This is a genomic window from Kocuria rhizophila (genome assembly GCF_003667225.1).
Taxonomy (GTDB): domain Bacteria; phylum Actinomycetota; class Actinomycetes; order Actinomycetales; family Micrococcaceae; genus Kocuria; species Kocuria rhizophila.
The window spans coordinates 1-23742 of record NZ_RCOM01000002.1 but is presented as its reverse complement, the minus strand read 5'-3'; the positions used below and the strand labels follow the sequence as shown (position 1 = coordinate 23742).

Genomic DNA, 23742 nt, shown 5'->3' with positions numbered 1-23742 from the left:
GAACGCAGTGGAAGATCGTGGGTGCGGCGCGGGACGGGCCCGCAGCGGCCCGGTGCGGTGCTCGGACCGCCGGGAACAGAGACCCCGGGCAGCCGTGTGAGGCGCCCCGGGCCACGCGGCCGTCAGAGCAGGCGGCGCTGCGCGAGGAAGTCCGCGAGCTGGATCCCGGCCTCGCCCTCGTCCTGGACCACGGTTCCGGCCTCGCGCGGGGGCCGGGCGGTGGCGGACTGCACGGAGGCGGCCGCGGCGTCGCGCCCCACGGTGGAGGCCTCCACGCCGATCTCCGCGAGGCTCAGCACGGCCGAGGGCTTCTTCTTCGCGGCCATGATCGCCTTGAAGTTGGGGTAGCGCGGCTCGTTCGCCTGGTCCGTGACCGAGACGACCGCGGGGAAGTGCACCGCCACGGTCTGGGTGGCGTCCGCTCCGGGGCGGGTCAGGGCCAGCCCGGTGTTCCCCTCGTCCCAGGCGACGCTGTCCGCGCGGGTCACGAGCGCGAAGTCCAGGCGCTCGGCGAGCATCGCGGGCATCACGGAGGTCTCCCCGTCCGTGGACGCCAGGCCCGTGAGCACCAGGTCCACCCCGCCGTGCTCCTCGCCCACGTGCTGGATCGCGGCGGCGAGCGCCGCGGAGGTGCCGAGCGCGTCGGAGCCGGCCAGGGCGTCGTCGGCCACGTGGAACGCGGCGTCCGCGCCCATCTGCAGGGCCTTCTTCACGGCACCGGAGGCGTCCTCGGGGCCCACGGTCACGGCGATGATGGTGACCTCCGCCTCCGGGGCCGCTTCGCGCAGGGCGATGGCCGCCTCCAGGGGGTACTCGTCCAGCTCGGAGAGGATCGACTCGCCGCGGTCCACGGTGAGGTCCTCCTGGAACGTGCGCTGCTTCTGGGCGTCCGGAACGTGCTTGACCGGAACCACGATGTTCGTGCTCATCAGTTCTCCCTCGTCTCGGTGCGGGACGTCTCGGTGCCCGGTTCATCGGTGCCGAGTGTGTCGGCGCGGCGTGCCTGGGCCACGGTGCGCTCCGCGTGGCGCAGCAGCGGCCCGTCGATCATGTGGCCCTCGAAGCGGAACACGCCGGGCGCGCCCTCCGCGGCCGCCAGCAAACGGCGCGCGTAGTCCACGTCCTCGGCGGTGGGTAGGTACGCCTCGCGAATCACCGCCACCTGGCCGGGGTGGATGCACGCGGTGGCCGCGAATCCGCTGCCCGCGGCGTCCTCCGCCTCCGCCGCGAGGCCCTCGGTGTCCGCGATGTCCACGTGCACGGCGTCGATCGCGGCCTTGCCGTGGGCGCCCGCGGCCAGCAGCACCGCGGCGCGCGCGGCCACGGCCACATCCCGGTAGGAGCCGCCCGGGCGGCGGCTGGAGCGTCCGCCCAGGGATGCCACCAGGTCCTCCGCGCCCCACATCAGGGCGACGACGCCGCTCTGCTCCGCGATCTCGGACGCCGCCACGATCCCGGCGGCCGTCTCGCACAGCGCGATGACCCGCGCCTCCGGCAGGGCGTCCGTCACCCGGCGGACCTGCTCGGCGGACTCCGCCTTGGCGAGCATCACGGTCCGGAACGGGGTGTCGCGCACCGCGGCGAGGTCGTCCTCGAAGAACGGCGAGGCGGCGTCGTTGACGCGCACCACCGTGGTGGCGGGATCCAGGTCCGCAGCGGCGATGTGCTCGCGCGCGGCGGGCTTGGCGTCCGGGGCCACGGCGTCCTCGAGGTCGAGGATCACCGCGTCCGCCCGCTCGGCCGCCTTGGCGAAGCGCTCGGGGCGGTCCGCCGGGCAGAAGAGGATGGCCGGGCCCATCGTGAACGTGGGGATCGTCATGACTGGTCCTTCCCTGGGGCGCCCTGCATGAGCACCGAGCGCACGCACGTGGCCACCACGGTGCCGTCCTGGTTGCGGCCCACGTGGCGGACCCTGATGATGCCCTGGCCCGGCCGGGATCTGGAGGGGCGCGCGTCCAGGATCTCGGACTCGCTGTAGAGCGTGTCCCCGTGGTGCATGGGGTGCGGGAACGCGACCTCCTCGAAGCCCAGGTTCGCCACGATCGTGCCCTGCGTGAGCTGCGCGACGGACGCGCCCACGATGATCGACAGCGTCATCATGGAGTTCACCAGCCGCTCCCCGAACTCCTGGCGCTCGCTCCACGCGGCGTCCAGGTGCAGGGACTGCGTGTTCATGGTGAGGGTGGTGAACAGGACGTTGTCCGCCTCCGTGACGGTGCGCCCGGGGGCGTGCTTGTACACGGCGCCCACCTCGAACTCGTCGAAGTACAGCCCGCGCTGCTCGATGACCTTGGCCATGCGGTTCTCCTTGCCGGTGCGCCGGGGCGGCGCGTTCAGTCGTGCTCGGGTGACGTGGTGCTGGGCGCCCCTGTCACAGCCCCAGCTCGCGGGCGATCAGCATGAGCTGGACCTCCGTGGTGCCCTCGCCCACCTCCAGGATCTTGGAGTCGCGGTAGTGGCGGGCCACGCGGAACTCGTTGATGAACCCGTAGCCGCCGAACACCTGGGTGGCGTCCCGGGCGTTGTCCATGGCGGCCTCACCGGCCACCAGCTTGGCGATCGCGGCCTCCGTCTTGAACGGCTTGCCCTTGAGCATGCGGGACGCGGCGTCGTAGTAGGCCAGGCGGGCCTGGTGCACCCGGGCACGCATCCGGGCGATCTTGAACGCCACGGCCTGGTTCTTGCCGATCGAGCGGCCGAACTGCTCACGCTCGGTGGCGTAGCGGATGGCCTCTTCGAGACAGCCCTGCGCGGCACCCGTGGCGAGGGCGGCAATGGCAATGCGCCCCTCGTCCAGGATCCGCAGGAAGTTCGCGTAGCCGCGGCCCTGCTGGCCCAGCAGGTTGGCTTCCGGAACGGTGACGTCCTCGAACGTCAGCGGGTGGGTGTCCGAGGCGTTCCAGCCCACCTTGTTGTACGCCTTCTGCGCGGTGAAACCGGGGGTGTCCGTGGGGACAAGGATGGTGGAGATCTCCTTCTTCTCCCTCCCGTCCGCCGTGGTGGTGGTGCCCGTGACCGCGGTGACGGTGACGAGTTTGGTGATGTCCGTGCCGGAGTTGGTGATGAACTCCTTGCTGCCGTTGATCACCCAGTTGCCGTCCTTGAGCTCCGCGCGGGTGCGGGTGCCGCCGGCGTCGGAGCCGGCCTCCGGCTCGGTGAGCCCGAAGCCCGCGAGCGCCTGGCCGCTGGCCAGCTGGGGCAGCCACTGCTGCTTCTGCTCCTCGGTGCCGAACAGGTACACGGGCATGGCGCCCAGCGAGACGCCCGCCTCCAGGGTGATGGCCACGGACTGGTCCACGCGGGCGATCTGCTCCAGGGCCAGGCACAGCGCGAAGTAGTCCCCGCCCTGTCCCCCGTACTCCTCCGGGAACGGCAGGCCGAACAGGCCCATCTCCGCCATCTGGGACTGGATCTCGTACGGGAACGAGTGCTCCTCGTCGTGCTTGGCGGAGACCGGGGCGATCTCCTCGTCCGCGAACTCGCGCACGGCGTCCGAGAGCGCCTGGTACTCCTCGGACAGTTCGAACGTGTTCAGCTCGGTGTTCTCGCTCATGCCTGGTCCTCCGTGTGGTCGTGGGTGTCCTGCTCGGTGCTGTCCTGCTCGGTGTCGTCCGTCTCGATCGTGGCGACCACCTGGTCCACCTTCACGCGGTCCCCCACGCCCACCAGGACCGTGACGGTCCCGGGCAGGGTGGCGGTGATCGGGTGCTCCATCTTCATGGCCTCGACGGAGACCACGGTGCGGCCCTCGGCCACGTGCTCGCCGCTCTCCGCGAGCACGGCCACCACGGTGCCCGGCATGGGGGAGCGCAGCTCCGGTCCGCCCGCGGTGGTCTCCCGCTCGATCTGCGCGAGCTGCGCCTGCAGCGCCCCGGTGCGGGTCCGCACGGGGATCTCGAACGACGCCGCCCCCTCGCTCACGTGCACCGTGCGGCCTTCCGCGGTGTCCGGGTTCCCGGTTCCCACGGCGGTCACGACGGCGCGCGAGGGGTCCTCTTCGAACGGCGCCGGTCCGGGCAGGGCCGTGGTGGCGGAGAAGCCGTCCGCGCGCCACGCGGTGCCGCCGATCCGGCGTGCGGCCAGCCGGTCCCGGTGCGCTGCGGTGTCGGTGTCGGTGCGGCGGTCGGCACCGTGGTGCCCGTGGGCTCCGGAGCCGACCACGGGGTCCGTGCCGGCCCCGGCACCGAGGGTGGCGAGCAGGGAGCCCGCGCGGGCGGCGTCGTCGTCCCGGGAGCCCAGGACCACGTGGGCGGCGAGCGCCTCCACGTAGGGGTCCGGCCGGGCGAACTGCAGCTGCGGAAGCTTGCGCTCGATGAGGCCGGTGTCCATGCGCCCGGCCACCACGTCCTCGTCCGTGAGCAGCATGTGAAGGTACTCCACGTTGGTGGCCACGCCCAGGACCACCGTGTCCTCGAGCGCGGTGCGCAGCCGCTGCAGCGCGGTGCGACGGTCGGGGCCGTGGGCGATGACCTTGGCGAGCATGGGGTCGTAGTCCAGGCTCACGCGCTGACCCGCCATGATCCCGGAGTCCACGCGGACCCCCGGGCCGGAGGCGTCCCGCAGGGCCACCACGGTGCCCTCGGTGGGCAGGAAGCCGCGCGCGGGGTTCTCCGCGTAGACGCGCGCCTCCACGGCGTGGCCGTCCAGGTGGACGTCCTCCTGGGTGAGCGTGAGGTGCTCGCCGTCCGCGATCCGCACCTGCCACTCCACCAGGTCCACGCCCGTGACCATCTCGGTCACCGGGTGCTCCACCTGCAGGCGGGTGTTCATCTCCATGAAGTAGAAGGTGTCCGGCTCGCGGTCCGAGACCAGGAACTCCACGGTCCCGGCGCCCACGTAGTCCACGGCCTTCGCGGCGGCCACGGCGGCCTCCCCGATGCGCGCACGGGTGGCGGCGTCCAGCAGAGCGGACGGCGCCTCCTCGATCACCTTCTGGTGGCGGCGCTGCAGCGAGCACTCCCGCTCCCCCAGGTGGATCACGTGGCCGTGGGTGTCCGCGAGAACCTGCACCTCGATGTGGCGCGGGGTAGCCACGAGCTGCTCGATCAGCAGGGTGTCGTCCCCGAAGCTCTGCTTCGCCACGCGGCGCGCGGCGGGCAGCGCCTCGGCGAGGTCCTCGAAGCGCTCGACCACGTGCATGCCCTTGCCGCCACCACCGGCCGACGGCTTGATGAGCACGGGGAACGGCATGTCCGCCGCGGCCGCCACGAGCTGCTCGTCCGTGAGACCGGGCTCGGAGACGCCCTGCACCAGGGGGACCCCGTGCTCGGCCACCTGCAGCTTGGAGGCGATCTTGTCCCCCATGATCTCCAGGGCACGCTCCCGCGGGCCGATGAACGCGATTCCCGCCGCGGCGCACGCGCGGGCGAAGTCCACGTTCTCGGCCAGGAAGCCGTAGCCGGGGTGGACGGCCTCCGCGCCGGTCTCCCGGGCGGCGGCCACCACAGCGTCGATGTCCAGGTAGCTCTCGGCGGCGGCCGCGGGACCGATCCGCACGGCCACGTCCGCCTCCTTCACGTGGCGGGCGCCGGCATCGGCGTCCGAGTACACGGCCACGGAGCGGATGCCCATGGCGCGCAGGGTGCGCATCACGCGCACGGCGATCTCGCCTCGGTTGGCGACGAGCACGGTGGAAAACATGAACGAGGACTCCTACATCCGGAAGAGGCCGAAGCCCGGGTCGGGAAGGGCTTGCAGGGACGCCGCGGCCAGCGCCATGGCCAGGACGCGGCGGGTGTCCGCGGGCTCGATCACGCCGTCGTCCCACAGCCGGGCCGTGGAGTAGTACGGGTTGCCCTGGGACTCGAACTGCTCACGGATGGGAGCCTCGAAGCGCTCCTGCTCCTGCGGGTCCATCTGCTCGCCGCGCGCCGCCAGCTGGTCCTTCTTGACCGTGGACAGCACGGACGCCGCCTGCGGGCCGCCCATCACGGAGATCCGGGCGTTGGGCCACATGAACAGGAACCGCGGGGAGTACGCGCGCCCGCACATGGAGTAGTTGCCGGCGCCGAAGGAGCCGCCCACCACCACCGTGAACTTGGGGACCCGGGTGGAGGCCACCGCGGTGACCATCTTGGCGCCGTTCTTGGCAATGCCACCGGCCTCCGCGTCCCGGCCCACCATGAAGCCCGTGATGTTCTGCAGGAACACCAGGGGCACGCCGCGCTGGTCGCACAGCTCGATGAAGTGCGCGCCCTTGAGCGCTGCCTCGGAGAAGAGGATGCCGTTGTTCGCCACGATCCCCACGGGGTGGCCGTCGATGTGCGCAAAGCCCGTGACCAGCGTGGTGCCGTAGTCCTTCTTGAACTCGTGGAACTCGCTGCCGTCCACGATCCGCCCGATGACCTCCCGCACGTCGTAGGAGCCGTTGACGTCCGCGGGGATGATCCCGTCCAGGTCCGCCACGCTCAGGTCCGGCTCCCGGGCGGCAACCACGTCCCACGCCACGGTCTTCTGCTCGGGCAGGGTGGCCACGATGTCCCGGACGATCTCCAGGGCGTGCTCGTCGTTCTCCGCGAGGTGGTCGGTCACACCGGAGGTGAGGGTGTGCAGCTCACCGCCGCCCAGCTCCTCCGGGGTGACCTCCTCCCCGATGGCAGCCTTCACCAGGGGCGGGCCGCCCAGGAAGATGGTGCCCTGGTTGCGCACGATCACGGTCTCGTCGCTCATCGCGGGGACGTACGCGCCGCCCGCGGTACACGAGCCCAGCACGGCGGAGATCTGCGGGATACCGCGACCGGAGAGGTTCGCCTGGTTGTAGAAGATCCGCCCGAAGTGGTCCCGGTCCGGGAACACCTCGTCCTGCAGGGGCAGGAACGCCCCGCCGGAGTCCACCAGGTACACGCACGGCAGCTTGTTCTCCGCGGCGATCTCCTGCGCCCGCAGGTGCTTCTTGACCGTCATGGGGTAGTAGGCGCCGCCCTTCACGGTGGCGTCGTTGCACACCACCACCACCAGGCGGCCCCGGACCATCCCGATCCCAGCGATGACCCCGGCACCCGGGCACGCGCCGTCGTACATGTCCTCCGCGGCCAGGGCGCCGATCTCCAGGAACGGCGAGCCCTCGTCCAGCAGCCGGGCCACGCGCTCGCGCGGCAGCAGCTTGCCGCGGGAGCGGTGGCGTTCACGGCTCTTCTCGGGTCCGCCCAGGACGGCCCGCGCCGTGCGCTCACGCAGCTCGTCCCGCAGCCGCGCACTGGTCTCGCTGTTCGTGCGGAACGCGGCGGAACTGCGGTCCAGCTCGCTCGTGAGGAAAGCCATGTCGTCCCTTCGGAAAATTCAGTTAATGCTCGATAACTAAGATGGACTATAGTGATGCGCATCACCGTTGTCCACGCCCCACCGCCCAGCGTCCGCACAGGTCCGGGGGTGGGCACGGCACCCGAAGGAGGTTGCGTGGTCGTGACGCCCCGCGAGCAGGCCAAGAGCGAGCGCCGTCGCAGGATTCTCGACGCCGCCGCCGAGCTCTTCGCGCGCCACGGCTACCAGGCGGTGACCCTGCAGAGCATCGGCGAGCGCGCCGGGATCTCCGGGCCCGGGGTGTACCGGCACTTCGAGAGCAAGCAGGAGATCCTGTGCGAGCTGCTCGTGGGGATCTCCCAGCGCCTGCTGGACGGCGGGCGCGCGATCCGCGCCGAGCACGGGGACACATCCCGGGCGCTGGCGGAGCTGATCTCCTTCCACGTGGACTTCGCCCTCGCGGACGCCGCTCTGATCCGCGTGCACGAACGCGACTTCGGGTCCCTGGAGCAGCACAACCGTCGCACCGTGCGGGAGATCCAGCGGCTCTACCTGGCCGAGTGGCGCCACGTGCTGCTCGCCCTGGAGCCCGGTCGCTCCCTCCAGGACCAGACCACGCGCGCGTTCGCCGTGATCGGCCTGATCAACTCCACCGCGTACTCCCGCGCCCGGACCGAGAGCCCGGACGCCCAGGTCAGCGCGGTCCTCAAGGAGATGTCCCGGCTCGCGCTGGGCATCTCCGCCGAACCCGTTCCCAGTGAAAGGTGACCCCATGATCCACGGCTTCTACGACGAAGAGCACGAGGAGTTCCGCTCGGTGGCCCGCGAGTTCAACGAGCGCGAGGTGGCCCCGCACTACGCGCAGTGGCACGCCGAGCACATGATGGACCGTGGCATCTGGAACCAGGCCGCGGAGGCCGGGCTGCTCGGGCTGGCCGTCCCGGAGGACCACGAGGGCATGGGGCTCGCCGACTACCGCTTCCGCTGCGTGATGGACGAGGAGTTCGTGCGCTCGGGCCACCTGGCCCTGGGGCTCGCGTTCCACCTGCAGGACGACTGGGTGCTGCCGCACCTGCTCGCGTACGGCACGGACGAGCAGAAGCAGCGCTGGCTGCCCGCGATCCTGGGCGGGGAGATGGTCACGAGCGTCGCCTTCACCGAGCCCGGCGCGGGATCCGACCTGCGCGGGGTGCGCACCAAGGCCGTGCGCGACGGCGACGAGTACGTGCTCAACGGCCAGAAGACGTTCATCGGCAACGGCATCTCCGGCGACGCCGCCCTGGTCCTTGCCCGCACGGACGGCGGCACCTCCCCGCGCGGGAACCGGGACAGCTTCAGCCTGTTCCTCGTGGAGAAGAAGGACCACGAGGGCTACACCACGGGCAAGCAGCTGGACAAGATGGGCCTGCAGGCCTCGGACACCGCCGAGCTGTTCTTCGACGACGTCCGGGTGCCCGCCGCCAACCTCGTGGGCGAGGAGGGCAAGGGGCTGGACCAGGTCACCGAGCAGCTGCCGCAGGGGCGGCTGGGCGTGGCCGTGGCCGCCATGGCCATCGCCGAGGGCGTGCTGGCCGAGACCACGGAGTTCGTCTCCAGCCGCAACGTGTTCGGCGAGCGCGTCCTGGACTTCCAGAACACGCAGTTCGAGCTCGCGGAGCTGACCGCGCAGCTGGAGGCCTCGCAGGCGTACGTGGCGCACTGCGTGGAGCTGTTCAACCGCGGTCAGCTGGATCTCATCGCGGCGTCGAAGGTCAAGCTGCAGGCCACCGGCACCGTGAAGGACCTGGTGGACCGCTGCCTGCAGCTGCACGGCGGGTTCGGCTACATCCTGGAGTCCTCCGTGGCGCAGGCGTACACGGCCGTGCGGCTGCTCACGATCTTCGGCGGCACGGACGAGATCCTCAAGGCCACGGTGGGCCACCACATCGCGGCCGCGAACTGAGCACACCACCCCACCTCGAGCCACCCGCCGGCCGCGGCCCCTGCTGACCCTCCCGGCACCCGACCAAGGAGACACCGATGACCGACCCCACGCCGTCCTACGCCGCCGGGCCCACCGATCAGCCGCTGTTGGAGGAGACCATCGGCGAGAACCTGCACCGCACCGCCGAGCGCTTCCCAGACCACGAGGCCCTCGTGGAGGTGGCCGCCGGGAAACGGTGGACCTACCGCGAGTTCCTGCGAGACGTCCGGTCCCTGGCCACGGGGCTGGACCGGCTGGGCGTGCGCGCGGGTGACCGGGTGGGGATCTGGGGGCCCAACTCGTGGGAGTGGGTGCTCACGCAGTACGCGTCCGCTGAGCTCGGCGCCATCCTGGTCAACATCAACCCGTCCTACCGCCAGCACGAGGTGGACTTCGCGCTCGCGCAGGCCGGGATCTCCACGGTCATCAGCAGCCCCGCATTCAAGAACAGCGACTACGCGGGAATGCTGGAGGCCGCCCGCCCCCACGCCCCGGAGCTGCAGAACGTGGTGCTCATGGGCAGCCCCGAGTGGGACGCCCTGTTCGTGGAGCCAGACGACGCCCGGCTCGCCTCGGTCGCCGCCGGTCTGCACGCCGACGACGCCGTGAACATCCAGTACACGTCCGGCACCACCGGGCGACCCAAGGGAGCCACGCTCAGCCACCGGAACATCCTCAACAACGGGTACTTCATCGGCGAGCTGCTGCACTACACCGCCGAGGACCGGATCGTGGTGGTCCCGCCGCTGTACCACTGCTTCGGGATGGTGATCGGCAACCTGGCCGCCACCAGCCACGGCTGCGCGATCATCCTCTCCGGGCCGGGCTTCGACCCGCGGGCCGCGCTGCGCGCCGTCGCCCAGGAGAGGGCGACCAGCCTGTACGGGGTGCCCACCATGTTCATCGCGGAGCTGGAGCTGCCGGACTTCGCGGACTACGACCTCTCCACCCTGCGCACCGGGGTGATGGCCGGGTCCCCGTGCCCCATGGAGGTGATGCGCAAGGTCATCGACCGGATGAACATGGGGGACGTGGCCATCTGCTACGGCATGACCGAGACCTCCCCGGTGAGCTTCCAGACCCGCTCGGACGACTCCCTGGACCGCCGCGTGGGCACCGTGGGACGGGTGCACCCGCACGTGGAGGTCAAGATCGTGGACCCCTCCACGGGCGAGACCGTGCCCCGCGGGCAGGCCGGCGAGTTCTGCACCCGCGGCTACTCGGTGATGAAGGGCTACTGGGGCCAGGAGGAGAAGACCCGCGAGGCCATCGACCCGGAGGGCTGGCTGCACACCGGGGACATCGCCGTGATGGACCAGGACGGCTACGCGCAGATCACCGGGCGCATCAAGGACATGGTGATCCGCGGCGGGGAGAACATCTACCCGCGCGAGGTGGAGGAGTTCCTCTACACCCACCCGGACATCGTGGACGCCCAGGTGATCGGCGTGCCCAGCGAGAAGTACGGCGAGGAGCTCATGGCCTGGCTGCGGCTGCGCGACGGCGCTCCCGCCCTCACCGCCGAGGCCATCCTGGAGTTCGCGGACGGGAAGATCTCCCGCCACAAGATCCCCCGCTACGTGCACGTGGTGGACGAGTTCCCCATGACCGTGACCGGCAAGGTCCGCAAGGTGGAGATGCGCGAGGAGGCGCTGAAGCTGCTGGACCTGGAGGGCCGGCGCGATGGGTGACGTGCTGGCCAGGATGGCGAGCCGGAAGGACCTGGCCCTGAAACGGGTGAGGCGGTCGGCGGAGGCCGCGGCACGGCACCACTCGCCCTCGCGCATCCGCACCAGCCGTGCGCTCTCCGGAGCCATGCGCTTCCCCTCGGGCGCCTTGGGTGACGACCGGGCACTCGGGGGCGTGTGGGGCGTGTCGATGGTCCGGGACGAGATGGATCTGCTGCCGCTCGTGATCGCCCACCTCGAGCAGCAGGGAGTCACCGGTCTGGTGGTCGCGGACAACGGCTCAACGGACGGCACCAGGCAGTTCCTGGAGGTCTACGAGGGCCCGCTGGGGTTGATCGTGGTGGACGACTCCGAGCCCCGGTTCCTGCAGGAGCACAAGATGGACCTGCTGGCGCAGGCAGCTGTGGCCCGCGGTGCCCAGTGGATCGTTCCCTTCGACGCCGACGAGTTCTGGTACGGGCTGGGCGGCACCCTGGCCGAGGTCCTGCAGCGTTCTGCCCCGGACAGACCCGTGCAGTCCGCGCACGTCCACAACGCGGTGCGCACGCCCGAGGGCTTCCTGGTGGGAACAGGGCCCGACCCGCTGCCCAAGGTCGCCTTCCGGCCCCACCGCTGGGCGCACCTGGCCCACGGCAACCACTCCGTGCACCGACCGGGGCTCATCGGACAGGACCTGCGCGTCCTGCACTTCCCCTACCGGTCCCAGGAGCACTTCCTCGCGAAGATCCGCCACGGCAGCAGGGCCCTGGGGCAGAACCGGGAGGGCGCCCCCGTGGGTCACAGCTGGTCGGACCTCGACCTGCTGAGCGATGAGGAGCTGCGGGCGGTCTACGCCGACATGCTCATGGGCAGGGGGCCCTGGTACATGGACTGGATCCCCGGGGCCCCATGGCACCCCTCACGGAGTTTCCCCCGGCCACGTGGCCCCTGGACTGAGAGAATCGACCATGCTGACCCTCGAGGAGATCTTTCCGCCCTTCGGACTGCGCATCACGTGCGGGGACCTGGAGCTGCGCGTGCTGCGGGACGAGGACTTCCCGGAGCTGGTGGAACTCGTCCAGGGCGGGATCTCCGTGGCGGGTCTGCCCATGCCGTTCCTACGCGCCTGGCACGAGGAACCGTTCGCGCCGGGGACGCCCGACGGCTTCCCGACCACATCGCTGTCCTGGTGGTGGACTCAGCGGGCCACGTTCGCACCGCAGCACTGGAACCTGGCGCTGGTCGTCCGGTTCCGGGGCGAGCTGGTGGGGATGCAGGACCTCGCGGCCCGGGACTTCCCCGTGGCACGCTCGGTCAGTTCGGGCTCGTGGCTCGGGCGCGCGCACCACGGACAGGGCATAGGCACTCTCATGCGCCAGATGGCCGTGGGGTTCGCGTTCGACGAGCTGGACGCCCTCGCGTGCCACTCGGAGTACGTGGTGGGCAACCACGCCTCCGCCGCGGTGAGCCGGAAGACCGGCTACGTGGACAACGGCAGGGCCCGCATTGCCCAGAACACCCGCGACGGCGCCGCGGGCGTGGAGGAGCAGCGCGTCGTCGTCACCCCGGAGACGTACGTGCGCCCCGAGACTCCGGTGACCTGCGAGGGCACGGAAGCCCTGCGCCGCTTTTTCGGGGTTGAGCGCGCGTGCAATGGTGCGCACCGCCCCTTGTCGCCATCCTGACGGCGGGTAAGACTGACTACCTGTAGTCAATCCGCCCCTGAAAGGGGATGTCCCCATGACCGTGGCCACATCTGTGAAGCTGTCCGACGAAACCGGGGCCAAGCTGGAGCGCCTGGCGGCCCGCACAGGGCGCTCGAAGTCCTACTACCTGCGCGAGGCCGTGGAGACACACATCGACCAGCTGGTCCGCGACTACGAGATCCTGGACACCGCACAGAATGTGCGTGCCGGCCGCGAACGCACCTACTCGCTGGCCGAGGTGGAGGACATTCTTGACCTGGGCGATTGAGTTCTCCGAAACGTCTTTGCGAGCCCTTAAGAAAGTCGACCGCCCCGACCAGGCACCGGCGATCAGCCCAGCCAGTCCTCGAACCGGGTGGCCGTGACGAACGCGTCCTGCGGGATCAGCCCGCCGTTCGCGATGCCGCGCCCCAGGTAGGGCGCCTCCTTGATCGTGCTCGGGCGCTGGCCGCCCAGGTCCCCACCGGCGGCGAGGATGCGGCGGGCGAAGTTCGCGATGGTGTCCGCCTCCGGGCCCCGGACCGCGAGAATCTCGTGACGGGCCTCGCGCGGTGCGGTGGCGGCGTCGGCCACGAACTCCGCAACCTCCTCGCGCAGGGCGGGGGCCATGAGCATGGTGGGGGCGAGCGCCACCGGGCCCCGGCTGACCATGCCCACGGTCGCGGGGACGAAGTCGAACCACTGCGTGGAGCGCACCGTGACGGACGGGACCGGGGACTGCTGGTAGATGCTCTGCTGCACGGCCTTGCCCTTGTAGTAGCCGTACCCGGAGTTCACGCGCGGGTCCTCGGCCCCGGCGATGGACAGGCACACGATCCGGCCCACGCCCTGCTCGTGTGCCGCCGAGGCGATGTTCGACGCCGAGCGCGCGAAGAACGGCACGGCCTTGCGCGCTCCCATGGTGGTGATGTGGAGGGCGTCCACCACGGCGTCCGCGCCCTCGAACGCGCGGGTGAGGCCCTTTCCGGCCACCGCGTCCACCCCCGTGCGGCGGCTGGCCCGCACCACCGTGTGGCCGCGCCCCTCCAGCACGTCCGCCACGTTCGCCCCGAAGTTCCCGCTGGCACCCAGCACCGTGATCTTCATGGGGTCAGGGTAGACCCGGCACCTACAGGCTCTTGAACAGCTCCAGCGCGTGCGCCCGGGACTCCTTGAGGTCCACGATGGGCTCCACGCCCTCCTGGCGCCCGTTCCAGCGGTCCACGTACTCGAAGTCCGGGTCGAACTTCTTCTGCTGCGTCTCGGCGTTGAAGATCCGGAAGTAGGGTGCGGCGTCCGTGCCGCAGCCGGCCACCCACTGCCAGTTGTGCGGATTGCTCGCGGGGTCCGCGTCCACCAGGGTGTCCCAGAACCACTGCTCGCCCAGCCGCCAGTCGATCAGCAGGTTCTTGGCCAGCAGGGAGGCCACCACCATGCGCACGCGGTTCTGCATGGTCCCGGTCTCCCACAGCTCGTGCATCCCGGCGTCCACCAGCGGGATCCCGGTGCGCCCCATCTGCCACGCGGCGAGCACGTCCTCGTCCAGCGGGGGCCACGGGAAGGCGTCGAACTTCGGGTTGATGTTCTCGGTGGCCATGTCCGGGTGGACGTACAGGTTGTACCAGGAGAACTCGCGCCACCCCACCTCGGTGAGGAACTTCCCGGGGTTCTCGGCACGCTCCAGCGCCGTGTGCCACACGGTGTACGGGCTGATCTCGCCCCAGCGCAGGTGCGGGGACAGCCCCGACGTGGCCGGCTTGGCGGGCACGTCCCGGTCCTGGGCGTAGCGGGGCAGCCGCTCGTCCAGGAACTCGTCCAGCCGTTCGTGCGCCGCCCGCTCCCCCACGGTCCACGTGCGCGCCAGCCCCCCGGACCAGTCCGGGTGCGTGGGCAGCAGGCCCCACTTGGCCAGGTCATCGGAGGCCGGTGCCGGGTCCGCAGGCTGGATCGACGACGGCGCCGGGTACGGTTCCCGGGGCGGCGGCCCACTGGTGCACGCGCGCCAGAACGGCGTGAACACCCGGTAGGGGTCCCCGTTCTGGGTGCTGACGGTCCACGGCTCGAACATGAGCGAACCGGCATACGAGTGGGCGTCCACACCGTTCTCCCCGGCCCACTCCTTGAGCCCGGCATCCACCGTACGCTCCGGCCCGCCGTAGCGGCGGTTCCACAGCAGACGGTCCGCACCGGTCTCGCGCACGACGCCGGGCACCACCTCCCCTGCCGGGCCGCGCCGCAGCGTGAGGGGCACCCCCAGGTCGGAGAGGTCCGCGGCCAGTGAGCTCAGGGAGTGGTGCAGCCACCACTTCGCCGCGCCGCCGAGCGGGCGGACGCCCTCGGACTCCTCGTCCAGGACGTAGAGGCACACCACGGGCTCGCCGTGGGACACCGCCTCGTGCAGGGCGGGGTGGTCGGTGACCCGGAGGTCGTCGCGGAACAGCACCACGGTGGTCATCTGGGCTCCTCACCCGTTCGGTCGGGGGTGTGCAACGACCCCCGCTGCTCAGCAGCGGGGGTCGCGGCCTCGGTCACGGCCAATCTACACAGGGGGACCGCGCCGGGCCCGGGGCGGGAGGCCCGCAGCGGTCCGCACCGCGCCACCGGCGGCCGGGCGCGAACCCAGCCCAGCGGCGTCGTCATGCGGCGGCGTGGGGCGTCAGGCCACCAGGCCGTAGATGATGCCGCTCACGGCCACCAGGCCAGCCACCGTGACGAACACGTTGGAGAGCTTGCCGCGGTAGGGCTCCAGCGCGGGGAGCTTGTGGATCGCGTACATGGGCATGAGGTACAGGATCATCGCGATCACCGGGCCCGCGAGGGACTCGATGAGCGAGAGCACGCTGGGGTTTGCGATGGCCACGAGCCACGTGGTCACAAACATGAACACGGCCACGGCGGTGTGCAGCGTCTTGGTGCCGATCCTGGTTCCCTGCGGGTCCACAGTGGAGCGCACGACCCCCACGGCGCCTTCGGCGGCACCCATGTAGTGGCCGAAGAAGGAGGAGGCGATCGCCGTCAGCGCCACGGCGGGGCCCAGGTAGGCGATGAACGGGCTGCCGTTCTCGTTGGCCAGGTAGGACAGGACGGGCAGGTTCTGGTCCTTGGCGGCCTGCAGCCCGTCCGGGCCCAGCGAGAGCACGCAGGACCACACGAAGCCCATGGTGAAGACGACCAGGAGCAGGGTGCTGCGGCGCAGGACCACGGAGGCGCGCGCGCTCGCGTGCTCCCCGTACTGGTGCTTCATGGCCACGGAGAACTGGCTCACGGCCGGCGAGTGGTTGAAGGCGAACACGAGCACCGGGATGATCATCCACACGGACATCAGGAAGTCGCCCGCGGACGGCACGCCCTGGAACACGCTGAGGTCCCACGTGGGGATCAGGTACAGCGTCACGCCCAGCAGGATCAGGATCAGCGGGTACACGAGCCACTGGGTGACGATCAGCATGATGCGCTGACCCGTGAACATCACGAGCATGAGCAGCGCCACCAGGATGCCCGAGAGCAGCCAGCGCGGCGGGGACGCCATGCCCAGCTGGTTGACCATGAGGCTGTCCACGGTGTTGGTGATGCTCACCCCGTAGATCAGCACGATCGGGTAGATCGCCAGGAAGTACAGGACGGTGATGACCCGGCCGATGCCCTCACCGAAGGCCTTGCGGGCCACAACCGTGATGTCCTCGCCCGGGACGGGGGAGGCGCACACGAAGCGGGACAGCGCCCGGTGGGAAAGGTACGTCATGGGGCCGATCAGGATGGTGACGACCAGCAGCGGCCAGAGGCCGCCAAGCCCAGCGTTGATGGGCAGGAACAGCACGCCCGCGCCGACGGCGGTGCCGAAGAGGGAGATGGCCCAGTTGGTCTCGAACCGGCGGTTGACGGGCCGCTCGTTCGCGGCCCCCGCCTGCGTGGCCGTGGCCACGGAGGACCCTCCGGTCGAGGCGTTCGTGGGGTCTGGGGCGTGGTCGTGGTCAGCCACCGGGGTCTCCGTGCTGTCGGGGAAAGGGACGAGCGAAAGGATGCGGACACCCTGTGAGCCGGATCATAGTTATACGCGATTCGGTGGCATTGTTCAACAAACTCCCGTCGGCCCAGGTCGCACCGCAGGGCCCTCCCGTACCATGGACGCATGGATCCCGAGCTCCGCCTGGACACGCAACTGTGCTTCGCGCTGTACACCGCCTCGCGCAAGGTCACCAGTGCCTACCGGGAGCCGTTGAAGGCGATGGGTCTGACCTACCCTCAGTACCTGGTGATGCTCGTGCTGTGGGAGGACGACCACCGCTCCGTCCACCAGCTGGGGGAGACCCTCATGCTGGACAGCGGGACTCTCTCACCCCTGCTGCGGCGCATGGAGGCCGCCGGCTTCGTCACCCGCAAGCGGTGCGAACGCGATGAGCGCTCCGTGGTCGTCTCCCTCACGGACGCCGGTCGCTCCCTGGAGGAGAAGGCCGCCGCCATGCAGAAGAAGCTGCTGGACGAACTGGACATGACTCAGCGGGAGAGGCTGACCCTGCACGAGCTGGCGCGGAGGCTGTACACCTCGCGGTGACACCCTCCGGCCGCACCCGCGCAGGGTCGCTCAGTGCGCGCTGAGGATCACAGCACGCCGTACTCCTCGAGCAGCTCGCCCACCTCGCCGTTCTCCAGACGACGACGCAGCCGCTTGCGCAGCGGTTCCGGCCCGGGGATCCGGACCTTCTCGCCGTCCCGCAGCCGGGTGAGGCCTTCCAGCAGCACGCGCACGTCGTAGGTACTGCCCCACGTCTCGGGAACGCCGCGCTCCACCCCCATGAGCTGGTAGACGGCCTCCATGCCGGTGCGCACCGAGTACTCGGTGGTGAAGATGCAGTCGCGGCTCGTCTCCGCGAACTGACCCAGGAACGCGAAGTTCCGGGCCCCCTCGGGCACCACCTGGGGGCGGTCACCCGCGTGGCGCGGCATGAAGAAGCTGGTCACGTACGGCATCATCACGGGCACCGTCTTGGCGCCGGTGGCCGCAAGCTCCGGGATCTCCTCCACGGGAACGCCCATGTGGTAGAGCCACTCCTGGGTGATCTCCTCACCCGTGCACTCGGCCATGGTCTTCTTCACGAAGTCGCCGGGGGTGTCCACGAACAGCGAGTAGACCCACACCACGATCTGGTCCTTCGGCTGCTTCTTGAAGTGGGGCTGACGGTTCACGGTCCAGCTGAGCAGCCACGAGGAGTCCTCCGCCGTGACGATTCCGCCCGTGACCACGCGGCCGCTGAACGGGTCCCGCTGCGCGATCTTCCGGATGTACTCGGGGATCCGCTCGTCCAGGGTGGTGACGGTGGCGGACTCCCACTTGGTCTCGTCGATCGAGGAGCAGAACACCTCGGGGCGCCCGAAGGAGGGGTCCTTGGCGGCGATCCGCTTCCACAGGTCCCAGGCCGAGGCGGGGCCGCGGTCGAGCTTCGCGGGGGTGGCGTGGTCGCCGTCGTCCGAGTTGTCCACGAGGGAGCCGATGGTGGTGAGCACGAGGTCGTGCTCACCCAGCTCCTGGGTCTCGGTGGCGCCCTCGCGCACCCAGTGGATCGCGGTGGCGCGGATCTCACCGTTGCGGTGGGAGAAGTCGATGTCGCGGACGTCGGTGTCGTACTGGAAGGTGACGCCGCGCTCGGTGAGGTAGGAGATCAGGGGCAGCACGAAGGACTCGTACTGGTTGTACTTGGAGAACTTCAGCGCAGAGAAGTCCGGCAGCCCGCCGATGTGGTGCACGAAGCGGTGCAGGTAGAGCTTGAACTCCAGCGCGGAGTGCCACTCCTCGAACGCGAACATGGTGCGCCAGTACATCCAGAACGGGGAGGCCAGGAACTCCTTGCTCATGACCTCCTGGATCTGCTTGCCCTCCATCTCCTCGCGCGTGGCCAGGAAGACGTGCAGCAGGTCCTTCTGGGCGCGCTGCGGGAGGTCGAACTTGCCCTCGTGGCCCGCGTCCTGGCCCTGCTTCACGGTGGCGCGGCGCAGGGAGTAGTTGGGGTCGTCCCGGTTGAGCCACGCGAACTCGTCCAGCACGGACGCGCCCTCGATCTCCAAGGACGGCACGGAGCGCATCATGTCCCACAGGCACTCCATGTGGTTCTCGAGCTCGCGCCCGCCGCGGATCACGAACCCCTTCTCGGGGACGTCCAGACCGTCCAGGGCGCCGCCGGGCAGCCGCCCCTTCTCCACCACGGTCACGTTCTCGCCGGGCACGCCGGCGTCCCGGACCAGGAACACGGCTGCGGCGAGTCCGGCCAGACCGGATCCCACGATCCACGCGCGGGTGTCCTGGGCGTGCTCCGCCGGGCGGGGCCGCATGAAGGCCTCGTAGTTGCCTGCTGTGAACTGCATGTCGTTCCTCCTTCCGCGGGGCGTCGCTCTGGCGCTCCCTGCGTACATAATTGAGCTTACTCAATTTTGAGTGCAATACAATTATCTGGTGGAGAACATTCAGAACCCGACGCCGCGCCGCAGGGCACGGCCCCTGGAGCACGTAGCCTCCCGCGTGGGTCCGCGCGGTCCCGGCCGCCGTGAAATCGCCAAGGCCGAGAAGCGCGCCCGCATCCTGGCCGCTGCCCGCGCGCTCGTGAGCGAGAAGGGCTACGCGCAGATGTCCATGAGCGAGGTGGCCGCCCGCGCGGACGTGGCAGCGGGCACCGTGTTCCAGTACGCCGCCACCAAGGCGGAGCTGCTCATGATGGTCACCGAGAACATCTGGGCGGACCACGTCAACGACGCCTTGGACGCGACTCCCGGCCCTGCCCGGCACTCCCCCGCCGCCGTGGTGGACGCGATCATGGACTCGCTGGACCCGATCTTCGACATGGCCGTCCACTGGCCCGAGACCACGGTGTGGATCGCCCGCGAGATCCTCTTCGGGGAGGACCTGCCGCACCGCCGCGAGGTGCTGGTGCTCGTGGAGAAGCTGGAGGACCACATCGCCCGGATGCTCGCGGGCTGCCGCCCCGCCGCCTCGGACGCCGACGCCGCCCCCCTGGACGTGGGTGCGCGGATGATCGTCACCAGCGGGCTGGCCGAGCTCAACCGCGCCCGCCAGGGTCGCGCGGAGCTGGACCTGGTGCTGGAGCGGATGCGGGAGATCGTCGCGCTCGTGGCCGCGGGCGTGGGCACCGCACACGCTCCCGCGCACGACGCCGCCGTCCCCGCCTCCCCGGAGTCCGCCCGGTAGCCCGCCGGGGCGCGACGCCGCCGTGCCCCGGGTGGCCTGCTCAGGGAGCACGGAGCGGCGCCAGCGCGTCACGGGCAGGCGCTGGAGCGGACGGCGGCCGCGCCCCGCTCAGGAGGCGGCCACGGCCCCGCGAGGACGAACCCGTGACCCGCGCGGCGCGTGACGGGGCGCGCGGGCCCGGCCGTGCGGCGTCGTCGTCCGGGCATGGGAGAGTCCCGGCTCGCGGACGGGCCGGGGCTCTCAGCAGGCGGGGATCAGCTGCGGGGCAGGGTGATCAGCGCGGTGTGGTCGTCCAGGTCGGGGCGGTTGCGGCCGCCGCCCTTGACGAACAGCAGGTAGCCCACGCCCAGGAGCACGAGCCACACGACGCCCACGATCAGCGCCACGCGGGTGTCCGGGAACCAGCCGAGCAGCACGATCACGAACAGGATGCCGGCGGTCGCGGCCCACGAGGCCACGGGCCAGAACGGGACCTTGAACGCGGACTCGGGGCGGTTCTTGCGCTCGATCTCGCGGCGCATGGCGATGTGCGAGAGCAGGATCATGAGCCACACCCACACGGTGGCGAACGTGGCGATCGAGGCGATCACCAGGAACACGTCCTCGGGGATTACCACGTTGAGGATCGCGCCGATGCCCAGGGCGACGCACATGACCACCACGGTGAGCCACGGGACGCCGCTCTTGGACACCTTGGTGAACGCCTGGGGCGCCTGCCCCTGCTCCGCGAGGCCGAAGAGCATGCGGCCGGCGCCGAAGGTGTCCGCGTTGATTGCGGAGACAGCGGCCACGATGACCACCACGTTGAGGATGGATGCCGCCGCGGGAATACCCAGGGCGGAGAAGATCTGCACGAACGGGCTGGCCTCGCCGGTGATCTCGGTCCACGGGACCAGAGACATCAGCACCACCATGGTGCCCACGTAGAACAGCAGGATGCGGGCGGGCACGGCGTTGACGGCCTTGGGGATGGAGCGGGCCGGATCGCCGGCCTCACCCGCGGTGATGCCGATGGTCTCGATGCCGCCGAACGCGAAGACCACCACGGACAGCGCGGCCAGCAGACCACCCAGGCCGTTGGGCATGAAGCCTCCGTGGTCCACCAGGTTCTGCGGCCCCACGGGCTCGCCCGGGGCGTAGGAGACGCCGAGGACCATGAGCACGATGCCGCCGCCGATCATCGCCAGGATGGCACCCACCTTGATGATGGTCAGCCAGAACTCCATCTCGCCGAAGATCTTCACGTTGCGGGTGTTGATCGCGGCGATGAACAGGATGACGGCCGTGACCCAGATCCAGCGGGGCGTGTCCGGGAACCAGAAGCCCATGTACACGCCGAACGCGGTGACGTCCGCAATGGCCACCACGATCATCTCGAACACGAACGTCCAGCCCGTGACGAAGCCCGCGAACGGGCCCAGGTAGCGCGCAGCGTACTGGCCGAAGGAGCCCGGAACGGGGTGGCGCACGGCCATCTCGCCCAGGGCCCGCATGACCATGTAGACCACCGCTCCGGCGATCAGGTACGCCAGGATCACGGAGGGTCCGGCCGCCTGGATGGCGGTGGCGGAGCCGTAGAACAGGCCCGTGCCGATCGCCGAGCCCAGCGCGATGAACTGGATGTGGCGCATGCTCAGCCCGCGGGACAGCGTGGGGTGGCCCGCCCCGCCCTGCTGCGGTGCGGGCGGCGGGTATGCGGGACTACTCATGGCGCTCTCCTGTGGTGTTCCCGGCGAGGCCGGTGGGTGGGGTGCTCAGGGCGTCGTGGGCCAGGGTGGTGATGAGGCGCGCGGCGGCGCGGGCGGTGCGGCCGTCCACGTCCATCCGCGGCAGCAGCTCCACCACGTCCACGAGCACCAGTTTGCCGCTGCGGGCCACCCGGTGGCACACGGCCTGGATGGTCTCCAGGGGAACACCGTATCCGGCCGGGGCGCTCACGCCGGGCGCCACGGCGGCGGGCAGGACGTCCAGGTCGATGCTCAGGTGGATGGCGTCCACGCGTTCGACGAGGCGGTCCACGACCTCCAGGACGGCGTCGAGGTGGCGGGGCTGGCACTGCTCGTCCGTGAGGAACTCGACGCCCAGCTCCTCCGCGGTGCGGAACAGGATGCCGGTGTTGTTGGGCTCGCTGATCCCCAGCACGGTGTAGTCGAACGCGCGGCCGGCCTCCTGGTCCGCGCGGGCCATCTGCAGGAACGGGGTGCCGGAGGAGGGCTCGTCCGCCTGCCGCAGGTCGAAGTGGGCGTCCAGGTTCAGCACACCCACGCGCTGGTCCCGCAGGCGGTCGCAGCGGGTGCGTCCCAGGTAGCTGCCCCACGCGGTGTCGTGGCCGCCACCCAGGACGACCACGGGGTTGCCCGTGTCCAGGAGGCGTGCGACCTGGTGGCCCAGGGTGTCCTGGCCGTCCTCCAGGTCGCGGCCCGGGACCACCACGGTGCCGGCGTCGTGAATGCCGAAGTCGGCATGCATCGCCAGAGGGGCGAGGGCACCGCGCAGGGCGTCCGGGCCCTCGGAGGCGCCCACGCGGCCCTTGTTGCGGCGCACGCCCTCGTCGCAGGAGAAGCCGATGAGCTCGACGGCGGGGGTCTGCGCAGTCTGCGCAGTCTGCGCAGTCTGCGCAGTGTCCTGGTCGGCGCCGCGCTGTCCGTCACCTCGCGAGGCATTCTGAGGGGTCTGCTGCGCGGCTTCATGAGCGATGCCCTGCCCTGCTCGTTGGTGCCAGCGCAGGTGCTCGGGGGTGTCCCCGTCCGTCCTGCCGCTCCACACCTCGGGGTCCGGCGGGGTGATCCGGGTGGTCGTCATGCAGCATCCTTCCCTGCGGTGCCGCCTCCCCGGGCCGCCTCGCGGTGCTCACGTGTGATCTGAATTACCTTTGCTCCACACAAGCCCATCACCGGGGATCGCGGGGAGGCCCGACACCAGATATCGTCTGGTATTCCAGACACGCAGATCGTACGACACGCGGGCCAGACAACGACGCCGCTCGCTGGGTCCCTGGGGCGCGGCGCCGCATCTCGGAAACGGCCGGGGCCGGCCCTACCGTTGCGGAGCCGAGACGCGCGAGGTGCGGCCTCGGCCATCGACAGCCCCACCGCATCACCGGCACTGTGCCAGACCGTACTCACACCGCGGGCTGCGGGCACCGCGGGGGTACCGGACGCGCCCGGGGTGACCGTGCGGCGTCGTCCGCCCGAACTAACACCGTCCGAAGGGAACGCGATGACCGGAGCCAAAGTCCCCGCCGCGCAGAACACGCTGCGGATCCTGCGGTTCCTGGCGTCGCGGAAGGGGCCGGTGGCGGCGTCATCGATTGGGACGGCGCTGGAGCTGCCGCGGTCCAGCGTGTACCACCTGCTGGCGGTGATGACGGAGCAGGGGTTCGTGGTGCACCTGCCGGAGGAGCGGCTGTACGGGCTGGGGATCGCGGCGTTCGAGCTGTCCTCGGCGTACACGCGGCAGGATCCCATGGCCCGGCTGGGTGAGCCACTGCTGCGCGCGCTCGTGGACGCGGTGGGTGAGAACGCGCACCTCGCGGTGATGCACGGGCGGGACGTGGTGTACGTGGTGGAGGAACGGGCGCCGTACAAGCCGTCACTGGTGACGAACGTGGGGGTGCGCATCCCGGCGCACCTCACGGCGAGCGGGCGGTCCATGCTCGCGGGCCTGCCCGCGGCCCAGGTGCGGGCGCTGTACCCGGACAGGGACTCGTTCGCGTCGCGCTGGGAGAGCACGGCGATCACGACGCCTGGGCAGCTGCGCGCCGAGCTTTCGCGGACCCGTGAGCGCGGCTGGGCCGTGGAGGAGGGGGACGTGACGCCGAACTTCGCCTCCGTGGCGGTGGCGGCGCACGACCACCGGGGGCTGCCGGTGGCGGGGGTGGCGCTCACGTTCCTGGGACACAAGATCGACGATGAGCGGCGGGCGGAGCTGGTGGGGCACGTGCGGCGGACGGCGGAGGCGCTGACGCGGCGGTTGCATGGGGCGGTGCCGGGG

At 70.6% G+C, this 23742-nt stretch carries 20 protein-coding genes; 8 read left to right on the top strand and 12 right to left on the bottom strand.

All coding sequences use genetic code 11. The annotated features are described in order from the left end of the window. Positions 1–122: 122 nt before the first annotated feature. The 6 genes from D9R02_RS00760 to D9R02_RS00735 form a co-directional block, all read right to left on the bottom strand. Positions 123–929: an electron transfer flavoprotein subunit beta/FixA family protein gene (locus D9R02_RS00760; protein WP_039100685.1), complete on the bottom strand. Its 807-nt coding sequence runs from the start codon at positions 927–929 to the stop codon at positions 123–125. Beyond that, positions 929–1819: an HpcH/HpaI aldolase/citrate lyase family protein gene (locus tag D9R02_RS00755; protein WP_121566127.1), complete on the bottom strand. Its 891-nt coding sequence runs from the start codon at positions 1817–1819 to the stop codon at positions 929–931. The genes D9R02_RS00760 and D9R02_RS00755 overlap by 1 nt, the downstream gene beginning before the upstream one ends. Beyond that, on the bottom strand, positions 1816–2298 hold the full coding sequence (locus tag D9R02_RS00750) for a MaoC family dehydratase (protein WP_121566126.1): 483 nt from the start codon (positions 2296–2298) through the stop codon (positions 1816–1818). The genes D9R02_RS00755 and D9R02_RS00750 overlap by 4 nt, the downstream gene beginning before the upstream one ends. A 73-nt stretch (positions 2299–2371) precedes the next feature. Next, the gene (locus tag D9R02_RS00745; RefSeq protein ID WP_039100772.1) at positions 2372–3535 is read right to left on the bottom strand and encodes an acyl-CoA dehydrogenase family protein; all 1164 of its coding nucleotides are present in this window, start codon (positions 3533–3535) and stop codon (positions 2372–2374) included. Between the two features lie 14 nt (positions 3536–3549). Continuing rightward, the gene (locus tag D9R02_RS00740; RefSeq protein ID WP_121566125.1) at positions 3550–5640 is read right to left on the bottom strand and encodes an ATP-binding protein; all 2091 of its coding nucleotides are present in this window, start codon (positions 5638–5640) and stop codon (positions 3550–3552) included. Positions 5641–5652: 12 nt separating this feature from the next. After that, a complete protein-coding gene (locus D9R02_RS00735; RefSeq protein ID WP_121566124.1) occupies positions 5653–7260 on the bottom strand; it encodes a carboxyl transferase domain-containing protein in 1608 nt (535 codons plus the stop codon). Between the two features lie 135 nt (positions 7261–7395). Between D9R02_RS00735 and D9R02_RS00730 the strand changes: the two genes are divergently transcribed. The 5 genes from D9R02_RS00730 (at position 7396) to relB (ending at position 12843) form a co-directional block, all read left to right on the top strand. Beyond that, on the top strand, positions 7396–8007 hold the full coding sequence (locus D9R02_RS00730) for a TetR/AcrR family transcriptional regulator (protein ID WP_121566123.1): 612 nt from the start codon (positions 7396–7398) through the stop codon (positions 8005–8007). Positions 8008–8011: 4 nt separating this feature from the next. Continuing rightward, complete coding sequence (locus D9R02_RS00725) at positions 8012–9181, top strand: acyl-CoA dehydrogenase family protein (RefSeq protein ID WP_019310320.1); 1170 nt, start codon at positions 8012–8014, stop codon at positions 9179–9181. Between the two features lie 77 nt (positions 9182–9258). Then, positions 9259–10893 (top strand): AMP-binding protein, encoded by a 1635-nt coding sequence (locus D9R02_RS00720; protein ID WP_121566122.1) that lies wholly within the window; start codon positions 9259–9261, stop codon positions 10891–10893. Positions 10894–11837: 944 nt separating this feature from the next. Next, positions 11838–12554, top strand: a complete 717-nt coding sequence (locus D9R02_RS00710; protein WP_121566121.1) for a GNAT family N-acetyltransferase — start codon at positions 11838–11840, stop codon at positions 12552–12554. Between the two features lie 55 nt (positions 12555–12609). Further along, positions 12610–12843, top strand: a complete 234-nt coding sequence (gene relB / locus D9R02_RS00705) for a type II toxin-antitoxin system RelB family antitoxin (protein ID WP_121566120.1) — start codon at positions 12610–12612, stop codon at positions 12841–12843. Positions 12844–12905: 62 nt separating this feature from the next. On the opposite strand, the gene D9R02_RS00700 is transcribed toward relB, so the two are convergent. From D9R02_RS00700 to D9R02_RS00690, 3 genes are all read right to left on the bottom strand, one after another. Beyond that, the gene (locus D9R02_RS00700) at positions 12906–13661 is read right to left on the bottom strand and encodes an SDR family oxidoreductase (protein ID WP_121566119.1); all 756 of its coding nucleotides are present in this window, start codon (positions 13659–13661) and stop codon (positions 12906–12908) included. Positions 13662–13683: 22 nt separating this feature from the next. Continuing rightward, entirely contained in the window at positions 13684–15009 is a 1326-nt protein-coding gene (locus D9R02_RS00695) for a cryptochrome/photolyase family protein (RefSeq protein ID WP_121566118.1), read from the bottom strand. 201 nt (positions 15010–15210) lie between these two features. After that, the gene (locus tag D9R02_RS00690; protein WP_121566117.1) at positions 15211–16533 is read right to left on the bottom strand and encodes an SLC5/6 family protein; all 1323 of its coding nucleotides are present in this window, start codon (positions 16531–16533) and stop codon (positions 15211–15213) included. 150 nt (positions 16534–16683) lie between these two features. On the opposite strand from D9R02_RS00690, the gene D9R02_RS00685 reads away from it, so the two are divergent. Further along, positions 16684–17106 carry a MarR family winged helix-turn-helix transcriptional regulator gene (locus D9R02_RS00685; RefSeq protein WP_121566116.1) on the top strand — a complete coding sequence of 141 codons (423 nt, stop codon included), beginning with the start codon at positions 16684–16686 and terminating at the stop codon, positions 17104–17106. 47 nt (positions 17107–17153) lie between these two features. Here D9R02_RS00685 and D9R02_RS00680 read toward each other — a convergent pair whose 3' ends face one another. Continuing rightward, positions 17154–18911, bottom strand: a complete 1758-nt coding sequence (locus D9R02_RS00680) for an oleate hydratase (RefSeq protein WP_121566115.1) — start codon at positions 18909–18911, stop codon at positions 17154–17156. An 88-nt stretch (positions 18912–18999) separates the two neighbouring features. Between D9R02_RS00680 and D9R02_RS00675 the strand changes: the two genes are divergently transcribed. Continuing rightward, entirely contained in the window at positions 19000–19749 is a 750-nt protein-coding gene (locus tag D9R02_RS00675; RefSeq protein ID WP_223110100.1) for a TetR/AcrR family transcriptional regulator, read from the top strand. A 254-nt stretch (positions 19750–20003) separates the two neighbouring features. On the opposite strand, the gene D9R02_RS00670 is transcribed toward D9R02_RS00675, so the two are convergent. Both D9R02_RS00670 and hutG read right to left on the bottom strand, forming a co-directional pair. Further along, the gene (locus D9R02_RS00670) at positions 20004–21458 is read right to left on the bottom strand and encodes an amino acid permease (RefSeq protein ID WP_121566114.1); all 1455 of its coding nucleotides are present in this window, start codon (positions 21456–21458) and stop codon (positions 20004–20006) included. After that, positions 21451–22551: a formimidoylglutamase gene (hutG, locus tag D9R02_RS00665; RefSeq protein ID WP_121566113.1), complete on the bottom strand. Its 1101-nt coding sequence runs from the start codon at positions 22549–22551 to the stop codon at positions 21451–21453. The genes D9R02_RS00670 and hutG overlap by 8 nt, the downstream gene beginning before the upstream one ends. 417 nt (positions 22552–22968) lie before the next feature. Here hutG and D9R02_RS00660 point away from each other — a divergent pair. Then, positions 22969–23742, top strand: a 774-nt coding sequence (locus D9R02_RS00660; protein WP_147435315.1) for an IclR family transcriptional regulator, incomplete at its 3' end; no start/stop codon positions are given.